The 24,636-nt window shown below is 43.6% G+C and carries 20 protein-coding genes; 9 read left to right on the top strand and 11 right to left on the bottom strand.

What is annotated here, in order from left to right:
• Positions 1 to 102 precede the first annotated feature (102 nt).
• The gene (locus tag L0992_11195) at positions 103 to 1,566 is read left to right on the top strand and encodes an Hpt domain-containing protein (GenBank protein XGB66284.1); all 1,464 of its coding nucleotides are present in this window, start codon (positions 103 to 105) and stop codon (positions 1,564 to 1,566) included.
• 76 nt (positions 1,567 to 1,642) lie between these two features.
• Positions 1,643 to 2,821 (top strand): chemotaxis protein, encoded by a 1,179-nt coding sequence (locus L0992_11190; protein XGB66283.1) that lies wholly within the window; start codon positions 1,643 to 1,645, stop codon positions 2,819 to 2,821.
• A gap of 98 nt (positions 2,822 to 2,919) precedes the next feature.
• Here the strand turns inward: L0992_11190 and nhaC are convergent, their stop codons facing one another.
• Entirely contained in the window at positions 2,920 to 4,356 is a 1,437-nt protein-coding gene (gene nhaC, locus L0992_11185) for a Na+/H+ antiporter NhaC (GenBank protein XGB66282.1), read from the bottom strand.
• A 501-nt stretch (positions 4,357 to 4,857) separates the two neighbouring features.
• On the opposite strand from nhaC, the gene asd reads away from it, so the two are divergent.
• Positions 4,858 to 5,976 carry an aspartate-semialdehyde dehydrogenase gene (gene asd, locus L0992_11180; protein ID XGB66281.1) on the top strand — a complete coding sequence of 373 codons (1,119 nt, stop codon included), beginning with the start codon at positions 4,858 to 4,860 and terminating at the stop codon, positions 5,974 to 5,976.
• Positions 5,977 to 6,096: 120 nt separating this feature from the next.
• The gene (locus tag L0992_11175) at positions 6,097 to 6,618 is read left to right on the top strand and encodes a prepilin-type N-terminal cleavage/methylation domain-containing protein (protein XGB66280.1); all 522 of its coding nucleotides are present in this window, start codon (positions 6,097 to 6,099) and stop codon (positions 6,616 to 6,618) included.
• A gap of 63 nt (positions 6,619 to 6,681) precedes the next feature.
• Here L0992_11175 and L0992_11170 read toward each other — a convergent pair whose 3' ends face one another.
• Together L0992_11170 and L0992_11165 are read right to left on the bottom strand one after the other, a co-directional pair.
• Positions 6,682 to 7,527 carry an ion transporter gene (locus L0992_11170; GenBank protein XGB66279.1) on the bottom strand — a complete coding sequence of 282 codons (846 nt, stop codon included), beginning with the start codon at positions 7,525 to 7,527 and terminating at the stop codon, positions 6,682 to 6,684.
• A 148-nt stretch (positions 7,528 to 7,675) separates the two neighbouring features.
• A complete protein-coding gene (locus L0992_11165; GenBank protein XGB66278.1) occupies positions 7,676 to 8,314 on the bottom strand; it encodes a YchE family NAAT transporter in 639 nt (212 codons plus the stop codon).
• A gap of 639 nt (positions 8,315 to 8,953) precedes the next feature.
• Between L0992_11165 and adhE the strand changes: the two genes are divergently transcribed.
• Positions 8,954 to 11,659: a bifunctional acetaldehyde-CoA/alcohol dehydrogenase gene (gene adhE, locus L0992_11160; GenBank protein XGB66277.1), complete on the top strand. Its 2,706-nt coding sequence runs from the start codon at positions 8,954 to 8,956 to the stop codon at positions 11,657 to 11,659.
• A gap of 166 nt (positions 11,660 to 11,825) precedes the next feature.
• Here adhE and L0992_11155 read toward each other — a convergent pair whose 3' ends face one another.
• The 3 genes from L0992_11155 to sodB all read right to left on the bottom strand — a co-directional run bounded on the left by L0992_11155 (position 11,826) and on the right by sodB (position 14,121).
• Positions 11,826 to 12,509 (bottom strand): SDR family oxidoreductase, encoded by a 684-nt coding sequence (locus tag L0992_11155; GenBank protein XGB66276.1) that lies wholly within the window; start codon positions 12,507 to 12,509, stop codon positions 11,826 to 11,828.
• 275 nt (positions 12,510 to 12,784) lie between these two features.
• Complete coding sequence (locus L0992_11150; GenBank protein ID XGB66275.1) at positions 12,785 to 13,321, bottom strand: hypothetical protein; 537 nt, start codon at positions 13,319 to 13,321, stop codon at positions 12,785 to 12,787.
• Between the two features lie 215 nt (positions 13,322 to 13,536).
• Positions 13,537 to 14,121 carry a superoxide dismutase [Fe] gene (gene sodB / locus L0992_11145; GenBank protein XGB66274.1) on the bottom strand — a complete coding sequence of 195 codons (585 nt, stop codon included), beginning with the start codon at positions 14,119 to 14,121 and terminating at the stop codon, positions 13,537 to 13,539.
• A gap of 269 nt (positions 14,122 to 14,390) precedes the next feature.
• On the opposite strand from sodB, the gene L0992_11140 reads away from it, so the two are divergent.
• Together L0992_11140 and L0992_11135 are read left to right on the top strand one after the other, a co-directional pair.
• Positions 14,391 to 14,729: a Grx4 family monothiol glutaredoxin gene (locus tag L0992_11140; protein XGB66273.1), complete on the top strand. Its 339-nt coding sequence runs from the start codon at positions 14,391 to 14,393 to the stop codon at positions 14,727 to 14,729.
• Positions 14,730 to 14,827: 98 nt separating this feature from the next.
• The gene (locus tag L0992_11135; protein XGB66272.1) at positions 14,828 to 15,457 is read left to right on the top strand and encodes a DsbA family protein; all 630 of its coding nucleotides are present in this window, start codon (positions 14,828 to 14,830) and stop codon (positions 15,455 to 15,457) included.
• A gap of 190 nt (positions 15,458 to 15,647) precedes the next feature.
• Here L0992_11135 and L0992_11130 read toward each other — a convergent pair whose 3' ends face one another.
• Together L0992_11130 and rnt are read right to left on the bottom strand one after the other, a co-directional pair.
• Positions 15,648 to 16,973, bottom strand: a complete 1,326-nt coding sequence (locus tag L0992_11130) for a Na+/H+ antiporter family protein (protein XGB66271.1) — start codon at positions 16,971 to 16,973, stop codon at positions 15,648 to 15,650.
• A 65-nt stretch (positions 16,974 to 17,038) separates the two neighbouring features.
• Complete coding sequence (gene rnt, locus L0992_11125; protein XGB66270.1) at positions 17,039 to 17,683, bottom strand: ribonuclease T; 645 nt, start codon at positions 17,681 to 17,683, stop codon at positions 17,039 to 17,041.
• A 188-nt stretch (positions 17,684 to 17,871) separates the two neighbouring features.
• On the opposite strand from rnt, the gene L0992_11120 reads away from it, so the two are divergent.
• Positions 17,872 to 18,753, top strand: coding sequence for an OmpA family protein (locus L0992_11120; protein XGB66269.1), 882 nt, complete (start codon positions 17,872 to 17,874; stop codon positions 18,751 to 18,753).
• A 102-nt stretch (positions 18,754 to 18,855) separates the two neighbouring features.
• Here L0992_11120 and L0992_11115 read toward each other — a convergent pair whose 3' ends face one another.
• Positions 18,856 to 19,290: a DUF2753 domain-containing protein gene (locus tag L0992_11115; GenBank protein ID XGB66268.1), complete on the bottom strand. Its 435-nt coding sequence runs from the start codon at positions 19,288 to 19,290 to the stop codon at positions 18,856 to 18,858.
• Positions 19,291 to 19,771: 481 nt separating this feature from the next.
• Positions 19,772 to 20,188, bottom strand: coding sequence for a lactoylglutathione lyase (gloA, locus tag L0992_11110; protein ID XGB66267.1), 417 nt, complete (start codon positions 20,186 to 20,188; stop codon positions 19,772 to 19,774).
• A gap of 763 nt (positions 20,189 to 20,951) precedes the next feature.
• On the opposite strand from gloA, the gene L0992_11105 reads away from it, so the two are divergent.
• Complete coding sequence (locus L0992_11105; GenBank protein XGB66266.1) at positions 20,952 to 23,705, top strand: cation-transporting P-type ATPase; 2,754 nt, start codon at positions 20,952 to 20,954, stop codon at positions 23,703 to 23,705.
• 179 nt (positions 23,706 to 23,884) lie between these two features.
• Here L0992_11105 and nth read toward each other — a convergent pair whose 3' ends face one another.
• A complete protein-coding gene (nth, locus tag L0992_11100) occupies positions 23,885 to 24,520 on the bottom strand; it encodes an endonuclease III (protein ID XGB66265.1) in 636 nt (211 codons plus the stop codon).
• Between the last annotated feature and the right edge of the window lie 116 nt (positions 24,521 to 24,636).

Raw genomic sequence — 24,636 nt, 5'->3', positions numbered from 1 at the left:
AAGTTAACGGGTAGAAGCGGCAGCAGGATGTTGTCGCTTGTTTTGTGCTGAGTCTTTTAGCTAACGATAATGGCTGACAGCAAATACGCACAAGGAATATAGATGGAACAATCAGTAGCAAAGCCCAATCGCTTTAAAAAACCAGCCACTTTCTTGGTTGTGCTCTTGGCTCTGTGGCTACTGCCTTCATTAGCACTTCTCAATCTAAGTCGTTCCTACACACATTCTCTTGCTCAAATTGAAGAACTCGGTATTCGCGTTAATGAACTAAGGCAATCGCTTTATTTCTCGGAGCCATTGCGTGTATCTCGAATCAATGACCTCGCACTTGATGCTCAGCTGGTTTACTCGATCAGGCTGCAGATTGAATCTGATTTCCAACACGCTTTCTTTCGTCCTGATGTGAATCAACTGCTTTATGTCGCAGACCAATTCCTAGAAAAATTTGATGAGTTCATCCCAATAGAAAGTCAGGTTCAAGACATTGTCGACAACATCAAGCTCTTGCGTGCCGATACTGAACTTTCTCCTAAGCTAAAACCGCTACTGAATGAATTCGGAGTGGTGGTTTTCGAAGCCATGTATTCTGATAATCAAAGCTCGTCTGCCACTTATCGCGCCTTTGATTCTATTCTTGATAAGTCGTATGCATTAGAAACCGAAGAGCAAGATGCTATTCAACAGTTGCTAGCAGATGCATCTGCATTGTTGAGTGATTACGCTCAGCTTAACTATCTGGTTGATAAAATTAAGAAGAACTCAGTCAACGAGCAGATCATCAAGCTTGAAGCTGAGTTTCACGATCGTCAATTTAACCTATTATTGGTGATGCTTGGTTTAAGCTTAGTGGCGATGATAGCGCTGGTTTTGTGGGGCGCTAGTGCAAAAAAATTGACTAAAGAAACAGGCGAAGAATTCATTCCTGAGCCTGAAATCGAACCAAGTAAGCCAAGTGCTTCCCGAACTTCTCATGCAGAGGTTGAGCTAGGAGAAGCCGCTTCTGGAAATGTTGCTCGCGAAAAAGACAGTGTATCTCATGAATCGAATCATAGTCACAGTGTAGTTTCCTCAGTAAAGCCAGCAGATAACGCTTCTCCTGTTGCAGGCAGCCAACATTCCGATTTTCAATCACAACCGAGTTCTAGTGTGGCGAGTCAGTCTGCTATTCAACAAATTATTGAAGATACGCCAGTAGTAGAGAAACACGTCGCCAGTGTCACGGATTCAAAACCTGCGATTGATATTGAAGACATGCTAGAAACACTCGATGGTGACGCGGAATCTGTGGAATTGTTGCTTGGCGTCTTTGTACAAGATCACGCTGACGATTATGAGAAGTTTAAATCGCTACTGACCAAAGATGAGACCTCCGCTGCTCGTGTTGTGCATAGCCTGAAAGGCGTGGCGGGTAGCATCAAAGCGTCTCGATTGGCGATCATTGCGGCGAGTATCGAAATGACGATGAAGCAAGCAAGAGCCATCAGTGAACATGATTTAACTGAGCTCGAGCAGGCAATAAAAGCCTCGGTAGATTCAGCTCATGCATATTTAGATAATCAACGTTAACTTTTGTAGGAATTTTGACAATACTCTGACGAAGTGCTCATACAATCCGCGCCCTTAGTCTTTGTCAGAGTTTTATATGTTACGAGTTTCGAGTCGAAGTTGGATGGTGTTGGTGCTTAGCATTGTGCTAAGTGGTTGTTCTCTCTTAGAAGTTAAGTTAGATAGTCAGACGACGCCTCTCACTCAACAAGAGCTGAATGCTCGCCTCATGACGCGTGAATACGCCAAGATGTTTTTCACACGAGTAGAAGACTCAGCAGATGTAATCGCACAATCTTACCCGGCTGATGACACCTTACATCAATCTTATGTGTTGCTTTGGAAGATCCACGCAGAGCAGGGCTTACAACAAGCGGCTTACCAAACTTCTCCTATGTCAGCCTTAATTGACTCATGGGTGTTCACTGCGCAAATGAATCAGTTTTACGCTCAAGGCGAGGGCGCAGATTTGTTCGTGACCGATGATGCGGTTGAAACTGCGCGTTTTCTTGACCAAGAAGCTGAGAAGCTAGCAAAGGGCGTATTGAGCTCGAGTGATTTCAAGAAGAGCAAAGCATTCGTTACAGAGTTTGCCGCGAGTAACCAGTTTAAAGATCTCACCTTCAGAAGCACGCCTGCTTATCGCGAATGGTTGGCTTATCTGGGTAAAGACGAATCTCAAATCGTTCAGAGCCTAGGTACTATGCCAGAAGCCATGAGCGATGCATCAGACCGCTTAAGCTTAATGGCTGACCAAACGCCAAAATTGATGACCTGGAAAGCCGAGTTGGTTGCAATGAACAGCTCACTCACGGGTGAAGACTTGTCGATGACACTGGAAAGCCTTCGTCAAACGTCAGCAAGCATGCAGGATTTCATTGAGAACAACCCAGAGTACATGCAAACACTGGCTTCTATTATGTCGACAGAAATGCAGCCTCTGTTAAACGACCTCAGCGATAAAACAGACCAAAAGTTAGCAATGCTGAGTGATGAGCGTGTAGCACTGGAAAAAATGGTGACGCGTGAGAGAGAAGCTCTGGTTCAGATGATTGAGAAAGAGCGTATCGAGATTGCTGGTATCGTGACATCAGAAAGAGAACTGTTCACCAAAGATTTAGATCGTGTCTCTCAAGAGGTGGTCGTGCTTGCGATTGATAAGCTGATGGAGCTAATCAAAGGTGTGATTATCTACTTCATCTTGTTTATCTTAGTGGTGTTCTTTGCCCCGTTAGGTATCGGTTATTGGTTGGGTAAACGAACCGCCAGCAAATAAGTAAATCAGCAGATAAAAAAAGAGCGCCTAGAGCGCTCTTTTTGCATTTATACCATTAACGTTTTGTTTTACGTTCTAACGCCCTAAACGATGAAGTACTAGGCTTGTTGCTTAGTCAGCTCTGCTGCTTCTTCAGTTTCAAGTGCTGGCGCCGTTGGTTCACACTTATCAACGAACCAGCCCATGTAAGACGTTACGATAGTTACGATGATACAGATGAAGCTTAACCACATGAACGGAGCATAAGACAGCGTCGCAACGCCAAGAATACTTGCCATGTATATACCGTTATCACTCCAAGGCACCATACCTGATGTTAGCGTGCCGCCAAACTCAGCGTTACGAGACAGGTTCTTACGTTTGTAGCCTAAACGGTCGTAGTTCTTCGCACAGATTTTTGGCGTAAGGATAAGCGATACGTACATTGCTGAACCGAACACGTTACCCATGAACGCTGTACCAATAGTGCTGGTTGCTAGTGAGCCTGCGCTGTTTACGCGGCGCTCGAATACCTTAGCGATAGTCTCTAGCACGCCGACTTTATCTAGTAAGCCACCAAAACCTAAACCAAACACAATAACCGCAACCGAACCTAGCATTGAAGACATGCCGCCACGGTTAAGAATTGAATCAATGAACTCGACACCAGAAGAGATTGAGAACGGTGCCCAAGCCGTGTTGAATGCCGTTAGGAAGTCGATCTCTTGGATCATCACTGCCCAGATAATACCTAGCAGAGAACCGAAGCTGATCACTGGGAATGAAGGCATGCGGAAAGCCAGTAGGCCAAGCACGATCAACACTGGCACGAATGAATAAGGTGTGATGTAGAACTGTACTTCCATTGCTTTGATTACAGACTCTACTTGGCTCATATCAACGTTGCCCGCGTAGTGGAAGCCAAACGCAGTAAACATGATGCCCGTAATTACGTAGCTGATTAACGCAACTGGCAACATACCCTTAATGTGTTCAACCACTTCAACATTCGACATTGAAGAAGCAAGAATCACGGAATCAGATAGCGGAGACATCTTGTCACCGAAGTAACAACCAGAAAGTACCGCACCTGCCGTGATTGGCGCTGGAACACCAAGGCCTTGGCCAATACCCATCATCGCAATACCCGCTGTACCTGCTGCACCCCAAGAAGTACCGGTAGCCAATGCAGTTAGAGAACAGATGATCATGGTCGCTAAAAGGAAGATAGAAGGGTGGATAGCTTTGAGACCATAGTAAATGATGGTCGGTACGATCCCGCCTGAGATCCAGGTACCAACAAGAGCGCCAACGGCTAAAAGTATTAAAACTGCGCCTAAGCCATTAGATATTCCTTTGAGTGCTGCTTTTTCTAAGTCTTTGTATTGATGACCAAGACGAACACCAAGAACCATGATAATGAACCAGCCAATATACAAGGCAAGTTGGATTGGAAGGTCAAACTTTGCAGTAAAGGAAAAAGCAAGGGATAGAAATAGTCCTAACGCGATGAATACCTGTAATAGGTTCGGTAGGCGAGTTTTACTCTGCTTCATAAAAGCCTCTTGTGATTTCGAGCATTTATAGTGCTTCGTTATAGTGTGTGGTACGAAACGGACACTACAGTAATTAGTTTATTATATCGAAAAAATACGTCTAAGTTGTGATATTTGACTGTTAACTCAATCAATTGTGGTTTCATAATCTAAAATATTGTTAAATTCATGATTGTTACATGTTGATTTCTGTCGCACGTTGTTTTCGTTTTGTAAAATATAATGCTGAGTAACCTTGGTTTAAAAGAGGGAATTACTGTTTGTGATCAGGCTGAATTTCAACGATTTCTACCGTGCAAATGTTTGAATTTGCCGATATTGAGATCTTTATGGGTGATGAGGATATTGAGCGTCGATACAGGGATAACTGCACGATTCATTACGTTCACTTAAAAGAAACGAAAAAGTTACACTTTTTGACAAAAAGCGCTTGAGTTCTGTTTCTGAAAAACTTATAGATGGGGGAGAGCAATTTTTAATTTTATACATGGAGAGTGAGCGATGAGAGTAGGTCTAGTTGGTTGGCGCGGTATGGTTGGTTCTGTACTGATGCAACGTATGGTTGAAGAGAAAGACTTCGACCTGATTGAGCCTGTTTATTACAGCACATCTCAGATTGGTATTCCTGCCCCTGTTCTAGGCGGTAAAGATGCTGGTCTACTTCAAGACGCTTTTGATATTGATAGCCTAAAACAGCTAGATGCCGTGATTACCTGTCAAGGTGGCGATTACACATCAAAAGTATACCCAGCGCTGCGTCAAGCAGGTTGGAAAGGTTACTGGATTGATGCAGCTTCTACTCTGCGTATGGACGCTGATTCAATCATCACTCTTGATCCTGTTAACTTGGCTCAAATCCAACAAGGCATTCACAGCGGCACCAACACTTTCGTTGGCGGTAACTGTACAGTGAGCTTGATGCTTATGGCACTAGGTGGCCTATATGAAAAAGGCATGGTCGAGTGGATGAGTGCGATGACTTACCAAGCGGCATCGGGCGCTGGCGCTAAAAACATGCGTGAGCTTATCTCACAAATGGGTGTGATCAACGATAGCGTAAGCTCTGAACTAGCAAACCCATCAAGCTCGATTCTTGATATTGATAAGAAGGTTGCGGATACGATTCGTTCATCTTCATTCCCAACAGACCAATTTGGTGCTCCTCTTGCTGGCTCATTGATTCCTTGGATCGATGTGAAGCGTGAAAACGGGCAAAGCAAAGAAGAATGGAAAGCGGGCGTTGAAGCGAACAAGATTCTTGGTCTAGATGGTCAGCCAATCCCTATCGATGGTACTTGTGTACGTATCGGTGCAATGCGTTGTCACGCTCAAGCACTAACGATCAAGCTTAAGCAAGACGTTCCAATGGACGAAATCGAAGAGATCATCGCGACGCACAACGATTGGGTTAAAGTGATTCCGAACGATCGTGATATCACTGCGCAAGAACTGACTCCGGCTAAAGTAACAGGCACGATGTCTGTACCAGTAGGTCGCCTACGTAAGATGTCTATGGGTAACGACTTCCTAAACGCATTCACAGTTGGTGACCAACTGCTTTGGGGTGCTGCAGAACCACTACGTCGTACATTACGTATTATTCTTGCTGAGAAAGCGTAACTGCCTCATTTCTGAGAATAATTAAAGAAGAAGCGCCTTAGGGCGCTTTTTTTGTATCTGATGACAGAGGTCTGACTTTAAAACCTTACATTTCGTGCGTCTTAAAGTTGGAGCTAGAAAATGAAAGCAAACCTCAAAGGTTTTACTCTGATCGAGTTAGTTGTTGTTATCGTCATTATTGGTGTTTTAGCGGTTGTCGCAGCGCCTAAGTTTTTAAACATACAACATGATGCTAGGGCTTCGGTTATGGAAGGGTTGGGAGCATCGGTTCACACAGCCTCTGATTTGGCATTCGAAAAAGCCGCTGTTGAGGGTATGGAAGCTCAAGAGTCTTATCTGATCCCTGACTACGGGCGTGTGAAGTTTGGTTACCCCGCAGTTGAGAAAGGGGGAATGGAAAACTTTTTAGCGATTGATTCTGGGTTTCATGACCTAACTACAGAGTGGACGTGGGCTGCGCATAATAATGGTCCTGTAAGTGACCCTGACTTATGGCTGATTACTCGATCGGAATATTTGTCGGATGTTCTTCCAAATGATTTCAACAGCGCGATCGAGAAAACGCAGTGTTATGTAAAGTATACGGCTGCAATGGAAGCGAATGATGATTATAAAGTCGAAGTGTTTACCGACGGTTGTTAGTTGCTTTAGTTTGGTAGTTAAGAAAACAAAAAAGAGCTCTTAGGAGCTCTTTTTTATGGGTATCTATTCTTTCTCTTCAGTAACGACTCGTTTGTCGGGATCGGCCAATTCACTGGCACAGTGTTTACAATAGATGGCATCAGAATCGTGGCCTGAACGGTTGCAGTTTGGGCATTTGACCAACTCTTTGTGCGAGTTCATTTCATTACTGAGTTCTGCGGTAATAATCCCGGTCGGCACGGCTAAGATTGAGTAACCCAAGAGCATAGTCAGAGATGCGATAGCTTTACCTAATGCGGTTTGCGGCACCATGTCACCGTAACCCACGGTTGTGATGGTCACGATTGCCCAGTAGATACTGTGAGGAATACTGGTGAAGCCATTATCAGGGCCTTCTATAATAAAGATCAAAGCACCAAAGATAACAACCAAGATGCCCACTGTGCTGAAGAAGATCAGAATCTTTCGTCTCGCCATCAATAATGAGCGCAGCAATATGTTGGAATCTTGTAGGTAGCGAACCAATTTTAGGATACGGAAGATACGCATCACACGAAGCAGTCTCACCACACCCATAAATGAAGCACCCGGGAAAATGATCGCTAGGTAAGTTGGGAGAATCGCTAACAGGTCAACGACACCATAAAAGCTGGTGGCATAAGATTTTGGTTTTGGAGAGCAATAGAGCCTCAACAGATACTCAAGCGTAAAGAGGGCAGTAAAGCTGTATTCAATGTAACGCAACTGTTGTGACCACTCGGTCATCACATTAGGGATAGACTCTAAGATAAGCACCAACAGCGAAGCCAAGATTGCAACGATCAGTGAAATATCAAATGCGCGTCCGGCTGGAGTGTGAGTGCCAAAGATAATGACGTACAAATGATGCTTAAGTGGCTTACGTGACATAAGGAGAGGTTCATCTTCTGTTAAATGTATTAACAGTCATTATACAAGCTTCATAATAACGAGGCGAGTGAAAGCCCAATCGCTTTACTCGCCTCATCTATATATCAATCTTGATTGCCCGCAATACACGAGCCAATTCCGCTAAACGTTATGCTAACCCTGGGAATAGGTTACGTAAGCCGTTGGCGATGAACTCGATGCCTAGCGCACCCAGGATCAAGCCCATGATACGTGTAATAACGTTGATGCCGGTTTGACCTAGGAAGCGAACGATAACTGGCGCTGAACGGAATAAAAGCCAAGAACAAGTTGCGAAAGCAATAATGCTAATGCCGATGCCTACCGTATCAATAGCAGCAGGGTAGCGAGAACCGTAAACAATCGTCGAGCTGATTGCACCGGGACCCGCCATTAGAGGCATAGCCAGTGGAACCACGCCGATCTGCTCTTTACTGATGTATTCCGATTTCTCTTGTTTGTTCTGCTTATCTTCACCGAGCTTACCGCTCATCATCGAAAATGCGATACTCAACAACAGTAAACCGCCTGCAACGCGGAATGAATCCAACGAGATGCTAAACATATCAAGAAGCATTTGCCCTGCAACAAGCGAGACAATCAAGATAACGGCAACAGCAATGTTGGCTTGTAAGGCTGTCCTGTTTCGCTCTTCTGGTGGCATATGAGCAGTTAAAGAAACAAAAACAGGCATGATGCCGATTGGGTTTACGGCTGCAACAAGCCCAAGGAAGAATTGCATAAAGATTGCGAGTTCTAAACCTTGCATGAGAGCGATCTCCAGTAACGTTAAGTAGGATAGTGGGTTTGATCTGACCTTTGTCAGAGTGCGTAATGTAAGGGACAAATTCAATGAGAGCGAATGAAAAAAACTAACTTGAAGAAGGGGCTATTTTTTAGAAAAACTAATTGAGTGTGAGATGTGTAATGTCAGTGTTACAAAGTGTTTTCTCGTGTTTCGCGTTGTAACGCAATTTGAACTAAATGTTATCTCACGCACGCTTTTAATAAAAATTATGACAGTTTCTAGCTCGTTGCAACGGTATGGATATACTCTCAGTAGCACAGTTTTGGCCGTATACATGTAAGTGAGCTGACTAAAAATGAAACTTTTTTACAGTTTATGACGCAATGTAGAAAAAAATTGTCTGTTTGCTTGTTTTTTGCACGAACGAAAAGTGTGATATTAATCTATATAAATCATAACCTTAGGTTCATTTTTGCGATTGCCTTACTACTTTCTGGTTAATTCTTTTTGGGTAACTGATCTGGGTCAATTTTTTTCACACTGTGAAATAATATACTCAGCCCTGAAAGCAATTTACTAAGAACGCTGGTGTTTAAGGTTAACGGCAAGCAGCGAATTTAATAAAAAGTTTTTAATATTTATTATTTTAGGAGATCCACCATGCCTGTAACTAACTTAGCGGAACTTGATGCTCTAGTAGCTCGCGTTAAAGCAGCACAAGAAGAGTTTGCAACATTCTCTCAAGAGAAAGTAGACGCAATCTTCCGCGCAGCTTCTCTTGCTGCTAACCACGCTCGTATTCCACTTGCACAACAAGCAGTTGCTGAATCTGGAATGGGTATTGTTGAAGATAAGGTTATCAAAAACCACTTTGCATCTGAATTTATCTACAACAAATACAAAGACGAAAAAACATGTGGCATCTTAGAAGAAGATGACAACCTAGGCACAATGACTATCGCTGAGCCTGTAGGTATCATCTGTGGTATCGTTCCAACAACGAACCCTACTTCTACAGCAATCTTCAAATCTCTAATCTCTCTTAAGACACGTAACGGCATCATCTTCTCGCCACACCCACGTGCAAAGAACTCAACTAACGACGCAGCGAAACTGGTTCTAGACGCAGCTGTTGCAGCTGGTGCTCCAAAAGACATCATCGGTTGGATCGACCAACCATCTGTAGAGCTTTCTAACGCGCTTATGAAGCACGACGGTATCGCACTTATCCTTGCTACTGGTGGTCCAGGCATGGTTAAAGCAGCATACTCTTCTGGTAAGCCTGCTATCGGTGTTGGTGCTGGTAACGTTCCTGTAGTTATCGATGAAACAGCTGACATCAAACGTGCTGTAGCATCTATCCTAATGTCTAAAACATTCGATAACGGCGTTGTATGTGCTTCTGAGCAAGCTGCAATCGTTGTTAGCGATGTATACGAAGAAGTTAAAGAGCGTTTCGCTTCTCACAAAGCTCACGTTCTATCTAAAGCTGACGCTGATAAAGTACGTAAAGTGCTTCTTATCGACGGCAACCTAAACGCTAAAATCGTAGGTCAACCTGCTCCAGCAATCGCTGAAATGGCTGGTGTTAAAGTTCCTGCTGATACAAAAGTACTTGTAGGTGAAGGTCTTGGTAAAGTTTCTTACGATGACGAGTTCGCTCACGAGAAACTATCTCCAACTCTAGGTCTATTCCGCGCAGACGACTTCGAAGACGCTGTTGCTCAAGCGGTTACTATGGTTGAAATCGGTGGTATCGGTCACACATCTGGTCTTTACACTAACCAAGATACTAACGCAGACCGCATCCGTTACTTCGGTGACAAGATGAAGACTGCTCGTATCCTAATCAACATCCCTACTACTCACGGTGGTATCGGTGACCTGTACAACTTCAACGTTGCACCTTCTCTAACTCTAGGTTGTGGTTCATGGGGTGGTAACTCTATCTCTGAGAACGTAGGTCCTAAGCACCTTATCAACAAGAAAACTGTAGCGAAGCGAGCTGAAAACATGTTGTGGCACAAACTACCTAAGTCTATCTACTTCCGTCGTGGTAGCCTTCCAATCGCAATGAGCGACCTAGAAGGTAAGAAACGCGCATTCCTAGTAACTGACCGTTTCCTATTCAACAACGGTTACGCTGATGACGTAGTTAGCCTGCTTAAAGCACAAGGCATCGAAGTTCAAACTTTCTTCGACGTAGAAGCGGATCCAACGCTATCTGTTGTTGAGAAAGGCGCTGAAGCAATGAAGAGCTTCCAACCTGACGTAATCCTTGCTCTAGGTGGCGGTTCTCCAATGGATGCTGCTAAGATCATGTGGGTTATGTACGAGCACCCAGAAACTCACTTCGAAGAACTAGCAATGCGCTTTATGGATATCCGTAAACGTATCTACAAGTTCCCTAAAATGGGTCAAAAAGCTGAGCTTGTATGTATCACTACAACTTCAGGTACTGGTTCAGAGGTTACTCCATTCGCTGTTGTTACAGACGACAAGACTGGTGCTAAGTACCCACTAGCTGACTACGAAATCACGCCAAACATGGCTATCGTTGATGCGAACCTAGTAATGAACATGCCTAAGTCTCTAACAGCGTTCGGTGGTTACGATGCAGTAACTCACGCTCTTGAAGCTTACGTATCTGTTCTAGCGAACGAATACTCAGACGGTCAAGCTCTTCAAGCTCTTAAGATGCTTAAAGAATACCTACCATCAAGCTACAAAAATGGTGCGGCTGACCCAATCGCTCGTGAGAAAGTACACAACGCAGCAACTATCGCTGGTGTAGCATTTGCGAACGCATTCCTAGGTGTGTGTCACTCAATGGCTCACAAAATTGGTGCTGAGTTCCACCTACCACACGGTCTTGCTAACGCACTACTTATCTCAAACGTTGTACGTTACAACGCGAACGATAACCCAACTAAGCAGACTGCATTCTCTCAGTACGACCGTCCACAAGCACGTCGTCGTTACGCTGAAGTTGCTGACCACCTAGGCCTAAGCCAAGCTGGTGACCGTACTGCTCAGAAGATTGAACGTCTACTGACTTGGTTAGAAGAGCTTAAGAAAGACCTAGATATCCCACTATCTATCCAAGCTGCGGGTGTTAACGAGTCTGACTTCGTTGCTAAACTAGACGAGCTAGCTGTTGAAGCGTTCGATGACCAGTGTACAGGTGCTAACCCACGTTACCCACTAATCACTGAGCTAAAAGAAGTTCTAACAACTTCTTACTACGGCGAAGCATACGTTGAAGGTGAAACTTTCGAAGGTACTACAGTTATCCTTAAGAAAGCTGACCAAAAACCAGCTGAAGCGAAAGCACCAAAAGCTAAAAAAGAAAAAGCTAACGCATAATAAGTAAGCATTGGTTTTGAGATAAGTTTTCGCTAGCACGATACTTATCTATCGGGAAAAGTTTAAAGCCCCAGTCGAAAGACTGGGGCTTTTTTTATGCGGTTGATTAGTTGATTAGTGATTTGCGCTAAGAGCAGTGGCTTTATTTGAGCATGAATAGGAGAGCCTAAACCTCTGCCGCAACAACTCGCCCGCTGAAGTAATCATTAGAGATAATGTACTCTGCGGTTCTAGTGAGTTCGTCTTGAAGTTGTGCCCAATGACAACGGTTGAACTTACCATCGGCGTTGTGAATCGCGGGAACGACACCGCCAACACGGATCTTAAATGGGGTGAGTTCTTTGGCCCAACTGTGTGTGAATCCGGTGATCATGGAGTTGGCGCTCTCTAAGCCAGATACATCATGAAAATCATCATGAGATATCACGTTCACAATCACGCCTTCTTTCTTTTCATCTCGCAATCTCTCAGCACTGATTTGACCAAATGCGAAAAGGGTCGATGCCATAGAAGAAAGATCATTAATAAAGCTGCTGACGGGCTGATCACCAATTAGGCTTGGCATCGGTGAGCTTATCCAGTTATTGACCAATACATCGGGTGTGGTGTTGAAAGTGGTTTGGATAAAATCAAATACGCTGAGAATCGCTTGGTTGTCATGGCTTTCGAGCGGGTAGTGGTAAACAGAATCAGAGAACCGAGCACACTGTAAATAGGTAGCCTGAAGAGCTTCGGTATCGTTATCACAAAGGATGACTGTGGCTCCAAGGTTTACAAAGTGGTTCGCAATCGTCCCTCCCAGTCGCGAGCCGGCAGATGTCACCAATATGATTGAGCTTTTTATTTCCATCTCAGTACCTAAACAAATCATCCGTGTCGGATAAGAATGGGTCAAATTTCATACAATGGGTGTGAATTGGTTCAAACTAAGGTGCGCCAATTAATAAGTTTTTATGAACTTAGTGGCACGTCACATTTTGTAGTAACTTCAAGCAGTAATCGACAACGGATGTTTTGAGTATGCCCAAGGCTGGTGGTTCATATCACTCACATGAATCATTCAAGAAGGTGAATTGAACAAAGTAGATAGAGATGCAGAAATAAATCGAGAAAGCGGGGCTGAAGTTATACCTGAGCTTGAATTTGATACTGACGTTGGGCAGTAGATAGTTCGTTGTAGAGTGTGGCATGAGGCAAGTCAGGGACATGCTTGTTCGCCAGTTTACGTCGGTCGTGACCTGAAAGGTTTTGGTAAACCTCTTCCGGGAAGTCAGCAGTATCTTCAGGCATAAAAGCTAAGGCTTCGGGTTTCAAGTAATGGCTGAGTTTTGCGCTGGCAAGGCTAGCTTGATGAAAATGATTAGATTGCTGTGCTGAAATCTCATATGAAGATTGGTTTGAACGCAGTTGCTGAGGTTCTGCTACGCCGAATTGTTTGCGTAGGCGATCTTCATTTGTTTCTGTAACTTCAATGGTATCGATGGGCGTGCAATCGCGAACATCATTAGAAAACATAGATAGCAGCAACGCGAAATCTGCACGGCGACCTTGCTCAACCGCTTGGCTGATTCCGATGCCGAACTTCAGTTCGTTGATGATTCCTGCTTTGTCTAAAGTATGTATTTGCATGACGCCTCTCGTTTGATACACCTTTAACGGCATGGAGTCGGCAAACTTTAGTCTTTAATTACAGGCGAATAGAGAATTTATGCAGGGCGATTAAGAAAGGTAAGAATAGGTTAAAAAGCAGTCTTGATTGGCTGATTTGTTTCGTAATGTTCGTATTGATAGGAATACGACAGATACAAAAAAGCTCACGCCGAGGCATGAGCTTTCAATAGGTAACTCGCTATAAATAGCGTAGCTTAAGTAATAGATTACTTCGCTAGGTTCTCTTCTACGAAAGACCAGTTTACTAGGTTCCAGAATGCAGCCATGTAGTCAGGGCGAACATTGCGGAAATCGATGTAGTAAGCGTGTTCCCATAGGTCAACAGTTAGAAGTGGAGTAACACCTTCTTCTGTTAGAGGAGTAGCAGCGTTAGAAGTGTTAACGATGTCTAGAGAACCGTCAGCTTTCTTAACTAACCAAGTCCAAGAAGAACCGAAGTTGTTGATTGCTGAATCAGTGAATTTCGCTTTGAATTCTTCGAAAGAACCGAATGCAGCGTTGATAGCTTCTGCAACAGCGCCAGTTGGTTCGCCGCCTGCTTTAGGAGCAAGACAGTGCCAGTAGAACGTGTGGTTCCAGATTTGAGCTGCGTTATTGAAAACACCACCAGTAGAAGTCTTAACGATCTCTTCTAGTGTTTTGCCTTCAAACTCAGTACCTGGGATAAGACCGTTTAGCTTAACAACGTAAGTGTTGTGGTGCTTACCGTGGTGGAAATCTAGCGTTTCTGCTGAGATGTGTGGTTCTAGTGCGTCTTTCGCGTAAGGAAGAGCCGGTAGTTCAAATGCCATTGCTCAATTCTCCATTGATATGAAAGAGTTAACTCTTTCGATTGCTTCCAGTGATATTATTATTCATGGCTCGCTATACTGCCAACCATGGTCAATTTGCTGACTTGCGATATAGTTTAGCAAGTTTTTACTTTATTAAAAGCTTATTTCATCACTTTTGTGTGAATTGTTAGCTTAGCTCGTTAACCGCTTTTTTTATATGGTTTTTATTCTTTTGGTTTGGGGTAGAATAAAGGCAATAAAAGCCGTAATCCATTAACGAGGAAGCAATGGAAACTATCGATAAAATCAAACAGCAAATTGAAGAAAACACTATTCTACTGTACATGAAAGGTTCTCCTAAGCTACCTAGCTGTGGTTTCTCTTCTCAAGCGTCTCAAGCTCTAATGGCATGTGGCGAGAAATTTGCTTATGTAGATATTCTACAAAACCCTGATATCCGTGCAGAGCTTCCAGCTTACGCACAATGGCCAACTTTCCCACAACTTTGGGTTGAAGGTGAGCTAATCGGTGGTTGTGACATCATTCTTGAGATGTTCCAAAAAGGCGAACTTCAGCCAATCATCAAAGAAGCAGCAGCTAAAGTTGCTGGTGATGACGCTGAGTAAGCTCTAGCCTTTGCGCTGAATAGTTAAAATGAGGGGCCTTAATTAGGCTCCTTTTTTGTTGGAATTGATAGAAGAGTCGACTCGATAAGGAACGAACAATGAACGTAAAACTTCATTATGTGCATGATCCAATGTGCAGCTGGTGTTGGGGATACAAGCCAACGCTTGAGTTATTGAAACAACAATTACCTGCGAGTATTGAGTTTAACTACGTAGTAGGTGGCTTGGCGCCGGATTCTGATGAGCCAATGTCAGAAGAGATGAAAGGCAAGCTGCAAGCGATCTGGAAGCAGATTGAAGTTAAGCTAGGTACCGAGTTTAACCACGAGTTTTGGACTGAGTGTAAGCCTGTTCGCAGCACTTACCCTGCGTGCCGTGCTGTAATTGCAGCAGGTTTTCAAGATCACTATGAAGCGATGCTGGAAGCGATTCAACACGCGTACTACCTTCGCGCGATGTTGCCACACAGCCAAGAAACGCATCTGCAGTTGGCTGAAGAACTAGGCATGAATGTACAACAGTTTGAAAATGACCTTTCTAGCAAGTTATTGGAAAGTGAATTAGATGACCAGTTAGGCTTTAAAGAAGCGATGGGTGTGTTTTCTTACCCAACATTAATGCTTGAAGTAAATGGCATTTTTAGTGAAGTTGAATTGGATTACCATTCAACGGAAGCGACGCTTAAATCTATTCGCGAAATTCTAGTGAATAACGCTCCCGCTGCATAATCCAGCGAGAGCTGTCTGTATTGACGCAACGACTTCTAAGGCTTACTCATAAGAGTAAGCCTTTTTTGTTTGGCGTCGCTAGTTCATTGAGAGTGAGAGGAAGAATGGAATGAATCCCAGAGACAAAAAAAGACCGCACGAGGCGGCCTTTATAAAAGTGAGCGTAGGACTGTTTAACTACAGAATCTAATTACAGAACCATGGCTGCAATCCAACCGAATACGATCAGTGGGATGTTGTAGTGTAGGAACGTCGGTACTACGGTTTCCCATACGTGCTCGTGTTGACCATCAGCATTAAGACCCGATGTTGGACCTAATGTTGAGTCAGAAGCAGGAGAGCCCGCATCACCAAGCGCTGCAGCTGTACCTACTAGAGCGATCGTTGCCATTGGTGAGAAACCAAATGCTGCTGCTAGTGGAACGTAGATAGTTGCAAGGATTGGAATCGTAGAGAACGAAGAACCAATACCCATAGTTACCAGTAGACCAACAATTAGCATAAGTAGTGCTGCTAGAGGTTTGTTATCACCGATGCTGGTTGAAAGCGCTTCAACCAAAGATTCAACGCCGCCAGTTTGCTTCATTACTGCTGCGAAACCTGCCGCTGCAATCATGATGAAACCGATCATTGCCATCATGTGAACGCCCTTGGTGAAGACATCTTGTGTCTCTTTCCAAGCGATTACGCCACCGAAGGTGAATACCATGAAACCAGCAAGAGCACCGATGATCATAGAACCCGTCGACAATTGAACCGTTAGTGCTGCAACGATACCTGCCGCCGCTACTAGGATATGCTTCTTGTTGATCTCTTTTGTCTCAGTTGAAACAATCGTGTGAGATGTTTCTTTGTATTGACGAGGCTTACGGTAAGTAAAGAATACTGCCGTTAGAAGACCGAAGATCATGCCTGCAGCGGGTAACAACATCGCCATTGGTACTTGGCTTGCTACTACGTTTTCAAGACCATTGTCGTGAAGGTTTTTTAGCAGGATGTTGTTTAGGAAGATGCCACCAAAACCAATCGGCAAAACCATGTAAGGCGTAATCAGACCAAAAGTCAGTACACACGCAACCAGACGACGGTCTAGGTTCATTTTTGCGAATACGCCTAATAGAGGTGGGATTAAGATTGGGATGAAGGCGATATGTACCGGAATCACGTTTTGCGAAGACATGGTCACTAAGATCAAAGACGCAAGGATGCCGTATTTTAGACCAGTCGATGCTGCACTGTTCTCTTTGCCGTGAATGCGTTTGATAACGCTTTGAGCAAGTAGGTCTGTGATACCAGAACGTGAGATAGCAACAGCGAATGTACCAAGCATAGCGTAGCTAAGTGCAATCGTTGCACCGCCGCCTAATCCACTTTCGAAAGCCGCGACTGCGTCGTTCAAGCTCATACCAGAGGCTACGCCACCGATAATTGCACTGAACGTCAGAGCAACGACTACGTTTACACGCATCAAAGCTAAAACAAGCATGATGCAAACTGAAATTACAACAGGATTCATATTATTCTCGGGATGTTGTGTTTTTTATGAAGGCAATACGAAAAAACGTTTACCGACTCTATTTTTTATTCTTCGTCAACAAGAGGCCAACCACCAAGGGCTTTCCATTTGTTTACTATGCCGCAAAATAACTCTGTGGTTTTTTGCGTATCATACAAAGCAGAGTGTGCTTCTTTGTTGTCAAATTCCATCCCTGCAGTGCGGCAAGCTTTAGCCAAAACGGTTTGACCGTAGGCAAGACCACTAAGAGCTGCAGTGTCAAAAGTTGCAAATGGATGGAACGGGACGCGTTTAAGCTTACAACGCTCACTTGCCGCATTAACGAAGTTCAAATCGAATGTAGCATTGTGAGCGACCATGATTGCACGACTGCAATCTGAAGCTTTTTGTTCTTTTCTCACTAGCTTGTAGATTTCTTTAAGGGCTTCTTGTTCCGACACAGCACCACGTAATGGGCTAAATGGGTCTTTAATTCCGTTAAAGTCTAATGCTGCCTGCTCTATATTTGCGCCTTCAAAAGGCTCAATGTGAAAATGAAGCGTTGATGCAGGTTGCAGATCTCCGTTCTCATCCATTTTTAATGTAATGGCACAGATTTCTAATAATGCATCGGTTTCTGCGTTAAACCCTGCGGTTTCCACGTCGATGACCACTGGAAAATAGCCGCGAAAGCGTTTTTTTAGGGTCAGAGCTTCGTTTTCTACAGTCATGTTAGCCCAAATAAGTGTGATTAAGGCTGCATTATTGCAGATAATAGCAGTGATAAAAACTAGGGAAGGGCAATAAATCGTAAATTAGCCGACCCATTGCGGCTTGATAATTGCATATTTAAACGCGAGAGAAAAATGCGGCAATTGGCTGCATTGTTAAACGAATTGCTTAAGAGATACTCCACTTTATGAAGAAACAACTCATAACAGGTTCAATGCTATTTTCGCTTCTTATGTCGTCATCGGTAATGGCACAAGAAAAGCGTTACGGAGCATCTCCTCAACAGTCGACGTGGGAGATGGTGGCTAACACGCCACTAGAATGTCGCTTAGTTCATCCAATCCCAAATTTTGGTGACGCTGAGTTTTCATCTCGTGCGAGTAAAAAAATCATTTTGGATTTTGAGCTTAAAATGCGCCGCCCAATGGGTGCGACTCGCAATGTTAGCTTGATTTCCATGCCACCACCTTGGCGTCCGGGCGAAAGTGCTGATCGCATGACAACCATTAAGTTCTTCCAACAATTTGATGGCTACGTAGGTGGACAAACCGCTTGGGGTATTTTGAGTGAGCTGGAGAAAGGGCGTTACCCGACATTCAGTTACCAAGAGTGGCAAAGCCGAGATCAACGTATCGAAGTGTCGTTGTCGTCGGTGTTGTTCCAAGAAAAATACAATGTGTTCAGTGATTGTGTTGCCAACTTACTGCCTTACAGCTTTGAAGATATCTCTTTCACTATCTTGCATTACGACCGCAACAGCGATCAGCTGAATAAGTCGTCACGTAAAAGGCTGAGCCAGATTGCTGATTATGTTCGCTACAACCAAGATATTGATCTTGTGCTGGTGGCAACGTACACCGACTCTGTCGACAGCAAAGGCATTAGCCAAAACCTTTCAGAGCGCAGAGCAGAATCGTTAAGAGAGTACTTTAAGTCTCTCGGTTTGCCAGAAGACCGTATTCAAGTACAAGGCTATGGTAAACGTCGTCCAATTGCCGACAACAACTCGCCAATTGGTAAAGACAAGAACCGTCGCGTTGTTATCTCATTGGGTAGAACGCAGGTTTAGCGCCAATAAAATCTAAAGCTCAAACTAAAAAGCCCGTCGTCATGACGGGCTTTTTGTATCTGAATCAACAGGCTAAATATTTCGCCTGCGAAAGGGGCTTGCTTAGTTTAAGCGGAAGCGAGCAATCATTTCACAGTTGGTCGCGGTATCGATCTTTTCCACCATAGAAGCGATTTTAGGGTTGGGATGGCGTTTCATGAAATCGATAAGTGCTTTTTTACAACAGCCAATAGAATCGATAAAGCTAGAACATTGCGTGTTAGGGCACTGAGGGATCAGAGTCAGTACTTTTTCTGAAGCCAGTTGAAGGTACTTAAGCTCGTATTCAGTATCTCCAGCCCAGCGCCAGAATTGCGCAAGATTGTGACAAGAAATCACTGAGATAAGTAAGCGTTCATCGGCCTGAATATCGGTACGTTCTGTAATTTCTTCGCTTAAGTTCAATGCTTGCTGATAGTGAAGAATACTTCGTACAGGATCATCGAGCTGCAATGCCGTATCGGCGAGTAACGTGTGTTTTTCCCATTCGCTAATCATTGTATTACCTCACTAATCAATAGGTGGTTAATTTAAATGATAATCATTATCATGTAAAGTTTCATTAGTGAGATTGTTAAGAATATATAGGGCATGTTGACCTTTTGAGCTTGTTTTTGCAGCGAGTTGCTGGGTTTATATGGAAGGACGAGGCTTTGATATGTCGTTTGTTTATATGAGAAATTGACAGTGTAGTCGTAAATGACCAGCAAACGCTGCCCAAAGGGTTCGAGCTAGGCGCCCCCGAAAAAAGCGTTTTTCTCTTTGTTGAGGGAGACTTGCTTAAAATGACTAGGCTACTTCTCCCTCGCCGCGATTAAAACGCTTTTATCTCGAACAAAATTCAACCGAAAAACATCAACAGGCCCTAGTAAAGAATATCGATAATGGGGAGAGTGATAAAAAAGAAGCGAGCATAGTGCTCGCTTCTTTGGTTATTTCATCAGGCGTTCTAGCCTAATCTAGCAAAGGTATCTAGGAATTAACCTTCTAGACCTGCGCTTGCTTGTTTGTTCTGAATCAGCTCAATCATGTAGCCGTCAGGATCTTTAACGAATGCGATGTGCGTAGAGCCGCCTTTTACTGGGCCGGCTTCACGAGTCACGTTACCACCTGCTGCTTTAATCGCGTCACACGTTGTGTAGATGTCATCAACACCGATAGCAACGTGACCAAAAGCAGAGCCAAGGTCATATTCAGTCGTGCCCCAGTTGTACGTTAGTTCAATCACAGCACCTTGAGATTCGTCACCAAAGCCAACGAAAGCCAGTGTGTATTCGTACTCTTTGTTTTCGTTCTTACGTAATAGCTGCATGCCCATTACATTAGTGTAGAACTCGATAGACTTGTCTAGATCACCCACGCGTAGCATGGTGTGTAAAATACGACCGTTTGACATGATTTGCTCCTAGCTTGTTATTGGTTGTTTCTTTTATAGCACTATATATGAGCAAGCTCATAAGCAACACCAAAGAGATGATAAGTTTGGTCATATTTCCTTATTCTCATCATCTGTCTTACTCCCCCTCTCTACCTTTTTCTTATTTGTATTACAAAATAAATGAAGGCGACGGCCTTCTTAATTTGTCCGTTACTAGAGCCTAATTCGAAATTTTGCATAAATAGTAAGTTTGAGTGTTGCTCTTTTTCGTGAGATCCAAGAATAGACTTAGTTATTGAATTGTGATTTATATCTCTATTTTGTTACCGAACTTCTTTCGTTTTTACAATTGGCATCTAACTTTTCATTTTATCAATTTATGATTACGTCAATATCTCCCTGTTTATAGAAAGGTTATTCCGATGTTTTACTTCGTTATTAAGGAATTTTCGAAAAAATAAGCCAAAAACCAATGGTTTTTACGAAAGAATAAGAGGTGTTCATTTTTTGCACTTACTTTTATTAAACAATGATTTGAGTTTGTATTGTTGGTTTTATGTTTGATATTTTGGATGGTTATGTTTTTAAAGTGGTTGTCAAGTGTGTATCAAGTGTTTTTTTGTGATCTTTGCTAAATAGAGAATCCTTACTATATAGTTTTTCAAACGCACAAAATCGACTAACTATTCACTTTTGATTTGTGCGATTTTCTTATCACATAAAAATAAGTATTATTTTATTACATTAGCCTCGGTGTGAGGCATTGATGTGGAGTACTCAAATGACGAGTAAATGGTTTACACAACAAAGTTCAGATGTTTTAAACGAACTGAACGCGGATCAAACTACAGGTTTATCAAATTCTGAAGCGGATGCACGCTTAGAGAAGCACGGTACCAACGAGCTGACAGCACAAGAGTCTGCGTCTGCATGGGAACTGTATATTCATCAATATAAAAACCCACTGATTTTTATTCTAGCTGTTGGTGCAATCGTTTCTTGGTCTACTGGCCACAGCATTGATGCTATCGCTATTGCAGTGATTATTCTTATTAACACTGGTATTGCATTCTGGCAGGAGTTTAAAGCTCAGAAAGGAATGGAAGCGCTAAAAGAAATGGCAGCTCCAGAAGCCGAAGTGATGCGAGATGGTAAATGGATCAGTGTTCCAGCGAAAACCCTCGTTCCTGGTGACATCATTAAAATTAATACTGGCGATATTCTGCCTGCTGATGTTCGTATTCTTGAGTCAAACCGTCTGACGGTCGATGAGGCAGCGTTGACCGGTGAATCTGAGCCTGTGAATAAGCAGTCTGAACGCCTTGAAGATGAGACTCTTGGTCTTGGCGATCAGAAGAACATGGGCTTCATGACAACAATAGTGACTACGGGTACAGGCCTTGCTGTTGTAACAAGCACAGGTATGCAAACTGAAGTTGGTCACATCGCTGATATGATGAACCAAACGGAAGAGACGAAAACACCAATGCAAGAGCGTATGGACACTATCGCACTCGCATTATTGGTTGTTGCTCTTGTGGTTGTTGCTATTGTTTGTGCTATCGGTGTTTACCACGGTATGCCATGGTTAGAAATTCTAACAACAGGTATCTCTTTGTCGGTTGCCGCTATTCCTGAAGGTTTGCCAACGGTGGTTACTATCGTATTAACGATGGGCTCGACTAAGATGGTTAAGAATAATGCATTGGCTAAACAGCTAGCAGCAATCGAAACGCTAGGTTCTACAACTGTTATCTGTTCAGATAAAACAGGTACGCTGACACAAAACCAAATGCAGGTAATGAAAGCGTACGATGTGTCTGGTCGTTACTGGGATGTGTCAGGTAAAGGTTTTGATCCAAAGGGTGAATTCATTACCAAAGGTCACAATGTCGAAGCGACAAACAGCCCTGCAATGATGAAAGGTCTTGTCGTTGCAACACTTTGTAATGATGCTGAATATGTAAATGCTGATGGTAAATGGACGGTTCGTGGCAACCCGACAGAAGGTGCACTAATTGTTGCAGCGGCAAAAGCTGGTCTTAAACAAGATGAAATGCTATCAACGGGTGGCTACTCAATCGTTAAGAAGTTCCCGTTCGATTCTGGTCGTAAGATGGCTTCTGTTATCGTTCGTGACCCACAAGGTAAGCACTTCCTAGCATTGAAAGGCGCGCCAGATGTTGTTCTTGGTAAATCAACTAGCTTCATGGTTGACGGTGGTTTCGTACCAACGCTTGGCTGTGGAGTATCAGGCAACTTGGCTCTCGATACTGCACCGTCTCAAGATCTTCATTTAAACTTTGAAGAGGCAATCCAAACCTTTGGTGGTGATGCTCTGCGTACACTTGCCGTTGGTTTCCGTGAATTAAAAGAGGAAGAGCTAGAGTTAGACTTCCCTGAGCTTGAAAAAGACGTCAGTATCCTGGGTATCTATGGCATCATGGATCCACCACGCCCAGAAGTGCGTGATGCAGTAAATAGCTGTTATAGCGCTGGTGTTCGTACGGTAATGATTACCGGTGACCACGCAGTTACGGCAGCAGCGATTGCTCGTGAAATCGGAATCATCCGTAGCGAAGATGATCTAGTGGTAACGGGTACTGAGCTTGATCAAATGGATGACGAGAAGCTGTTGTCTATCTGTTCTCAGGTTGCAGTATTTGCACGTGTTACTCCAGAGCACAAGCTGCGTATCGTAAAAGCGCAGCAAGAGAACAACGAAGTTGCCTCTATGACCGGTGACGGTGTGAACGATGCGCCAGCACTGCGTCGTGCAGACATTGGTGTTGCGATGGGTATTACAGGTACGTCTGTTGCGAAAGACTCAGGTGACCTTATCCTGTTGGATGATAACTTCAGTACTATCGTGAAGGCGGTACGTCAGGGTCGTCAAATTTTCGATAACCTACGTAAGTTTATCCGCCAAGCACTTACAGCGAACGTGGGTGAGGTTTCGGTAATCCTATTTGCATTCCTACTTATGGGACCAGATGTAGTACTTCCGCTAACTCCACTAATGATTTTATGGGTTAACCTCGTTTCTGATGGTCTACCAGCACTCGCACTCGGTGTTGAGCCAGAAGAGAAAGATCTCATGGAGCGTAAGCCTGGCAAACGTGACCAAGGCTTCTTCTCTAATGGTCTGGGCGCTCGTATCCTAACTCGTGGTCTCGCATTAGGTGGTCTAAGCTTTGTGACATTCTCTTACGCACTCGACGGTGGCTACAGTGCTCAATACGCACAAACCGTTGCGTTTTTAACACTGATCTTTGCTCAACTTTGGAGCTTGTTCGATGCACGTACGTTCACAACGATTTATCGTAAGAATCCGTTCACTAACCACTACCTACTCGGTGCGGTGGCAGTATCGGCTATCTTGTCTTTAAGCGTTGTTTACACAAGCTTCGGCCAGCTGGTATTCAGTACAGAAGCACTAGAGTTTGATCACTTAATATCGTTAATCTTCATTGCAGCAATACCAACATTTGTTCTATCTGCTATCAAGGAAGTGACTAAAGTGAAGTTTATCTAAGACAGACTTTTTAGCTAAATAATTGAATCCCGCCATAAAAGGCGGGATTTTTTATGCCTATTATCTTGGGAACGCAGAATTAGAAATGAAAACTGATATAGAGGCGGCTTCTAGAGAGTAATAATAAAAAGCAGCGCTTTAAGCGCTGCCGTATTGATTAATCGTTGTGAACGGAAAGACTAATCTTCGGTCTTCTCTTTGAACTCACATAGGTCTTCAATGATACAGCTGCCACAGCGTGGTTTACGTGCGACACAGGTGTAACGTCCATGAAGAATGAGCCAGTGATGGACATCCAGTTTGAATTCTTTTGGAATGACTTTGAGAAGCTTAGCCTCAACATCATCGACCGTTTTACCCATTGCTAACTTAGTACGGTTTGATACACGGTAGATGTGAGTATCAACGGCAATGGTTGGCCAACCAAAAGCGGTGTTCAATACTACATTGGCAGTCTTACGACCAACGCCAGGAAGGGCTTCTAATGCCGCACGATCTTCCGGTACTTCACCGTTGTGTAGGTCAAGCAGCATTCGACACGTTTTAATGGTGTTTTCTGCTTTTGAATTAAATAGGCCGATTGTCTTGATGTACTCTTTTAAGCCATCAACACCTAGGTCGAAAATGGCTTGTGGAGTATTAGCCACTGGGTAAAGCTTATCCGTTGCTTTGTTGACACTGACATCGGTTGCCTGTGCTGATAAAAGTACGGCGATCAGCAACTCGAAAGGGCTGTTCCAGTTAAGCTCAGTCTCTGGATTTGGATTGTTTTCTCTTAAACGCTCAAGTATTTCTACTCGTTTTACATTGTTCATAGCGACATTACTTTCAAATAGTTAGGGCTTGAGTTCCGGAGTTGGTATTCAATAAACTCTCAATGCTCAGGCTTTATCATCGGTTACGCGCTCTTATGAGCGTCATTATTATGTGT

The sequence above is a fragment of the Vibrio pomeroyi genome (assembly GCA_041879425.1).
Lineage (GTDB): Bacteria > Pseudomonadota > Gammaproteobacteria > Enterobacterales > Vibrionaceae > Vibrio > Vibrio pomeroyi_A.
The sequence above is the reverse complement of the archived record's forward strand: the minus strand, read 5'-3'. Positions and strand labels throughout refer to the sequence as shown.

Bases quoted from the DNA above. Each gene is read 5' to 3' on its own strand.
- L0992_11195 (XGB66284.1), top strand. From the start codon at position 103: ATGGAACAATCAGTAGCAAAGCCCAATCGCTTTAAAAAACCAGCCACT.
- L0992_11190 (XGB66283.1), top strand. From the start codon at position 1,643: ATGTTACGAGTTTCGAGTCGAAGTTGGATGGTGTTGGTGCTTAGCATT.
- nhaC (XGB66282.1), bottom strand. From the start codon at position 4,356: ATGAAGCAGAGTAAAACTCGCCTACCGAACCTATTACAGGTATTCATC.
- asd (XGB66281.1), top strand. From the start codon at position 4,858: ATGAGAGTAGGTCTAGTTGGTTGGCGCGGTATGGTTGGTTCTGTACTG.
- L0992_11175 (XGB66280.1), top strand. From the start codon at position 6,097: ATGAAAGCAAACCTCAAAGGTTTTACTCTGATCGAGTTAGTTGTTGTT.
- L0992_11170 (XGB66279.1), bottom strand. From the start codon at position 7,527: ATGTCACGTAAGCCACTTAAGCATCATTTGTACGTCATTATCTTTGGC.
- L0992_11165 (XGB66278.1), bottom strand. From the start codon at position 8,314: ATGCAAGGTTTAGAACTCGCAATCTTTATGCAATTCTTCCTTGGGCTT.
- adhE (XGB66277.1), top strand. From the start codon at position 8,954: ATGCCTGTAACTAACTTAGCGGAACTTGATGCTCTAGTAGCTCGCGTT.
- L0992_11155 (XGB66276.1), bottom strand. From the start codon at position 12,509: ATGGAAATAAAAAGCTCAATCATATTGGTGACATCTGCCGGCTCGCGA.
- L0992_11150 (XGB66275.1), bottom strand. From the start codon at position 13,321: ATGCCGTTAAAGGTGTATCAAACGAGAGGCGTCATGCAAATACATACT.
- sodB (XGB66274.1), bottom strand. From the start codon at position 14,121: ATGGCATTTGAACTACCGGCTCTTCCTTACGCGAAAGACGCACTAGAA.
- L0992_11140 (XGB66273.1), top strand. From the start codon at position 14,391: ATGGAAACTATCGATAAAATCAAACAGCAAATTGAAGAAAACACTATT.
- L0992_11135 (XGB66272.1), top strand. From the start codon at position 14,828: ATGAACGTAAAACTTCATTATGTGCATGATCCAATGTGCAGCTGGTGT.
- L0992_11130 (XGB66271.1), bottom strand. From the start codon at position 16,973: ATGAATCCTGTTGTAATTTCAGTTTGCATCATGCTTGTTTTAGCTTTG.
- rnt (XGB66270.1), bottom strand. From the start codon at position 17,683: ATGACTGTAGAAAACGAAGCTCTGACCCTAAAAAAACGCTTTCGCGGC.
- L0992_11120 (XGB66269.1), top strand. From the start codon at position 17,872: ATGAAGAAACAACTCATAACAGGTTCAATGCTATTTTCGCTTCTTATG.
- L0992_11115 (XGB66268.1), bottom strand. From the start codon at position 19,290: ATGATTAGCGAATGGGAAAAACACACGTTACTCGCCGATACGGCATTG.
- gloA (XGB66267.1), bottom strand. From the start codon at position 20,188: ATGTCAAACGGTCGTATTTTACACACCATGCTACGCGTGGGTGATCTA.
- L0992_11105 (XGB66266.1), top strand. From the start codon at position 20,952: ATGACGAGTAAATGGTTTACACAACAAAGTTCAGATGTTTTAAACGAA.
- nth (XGB66265.1), bottom strand. From the start codon at position 24,520: ATGAACAATGTAAAACGAGTAGAAATACTTGAGCGTTTAAGAGAAAAC.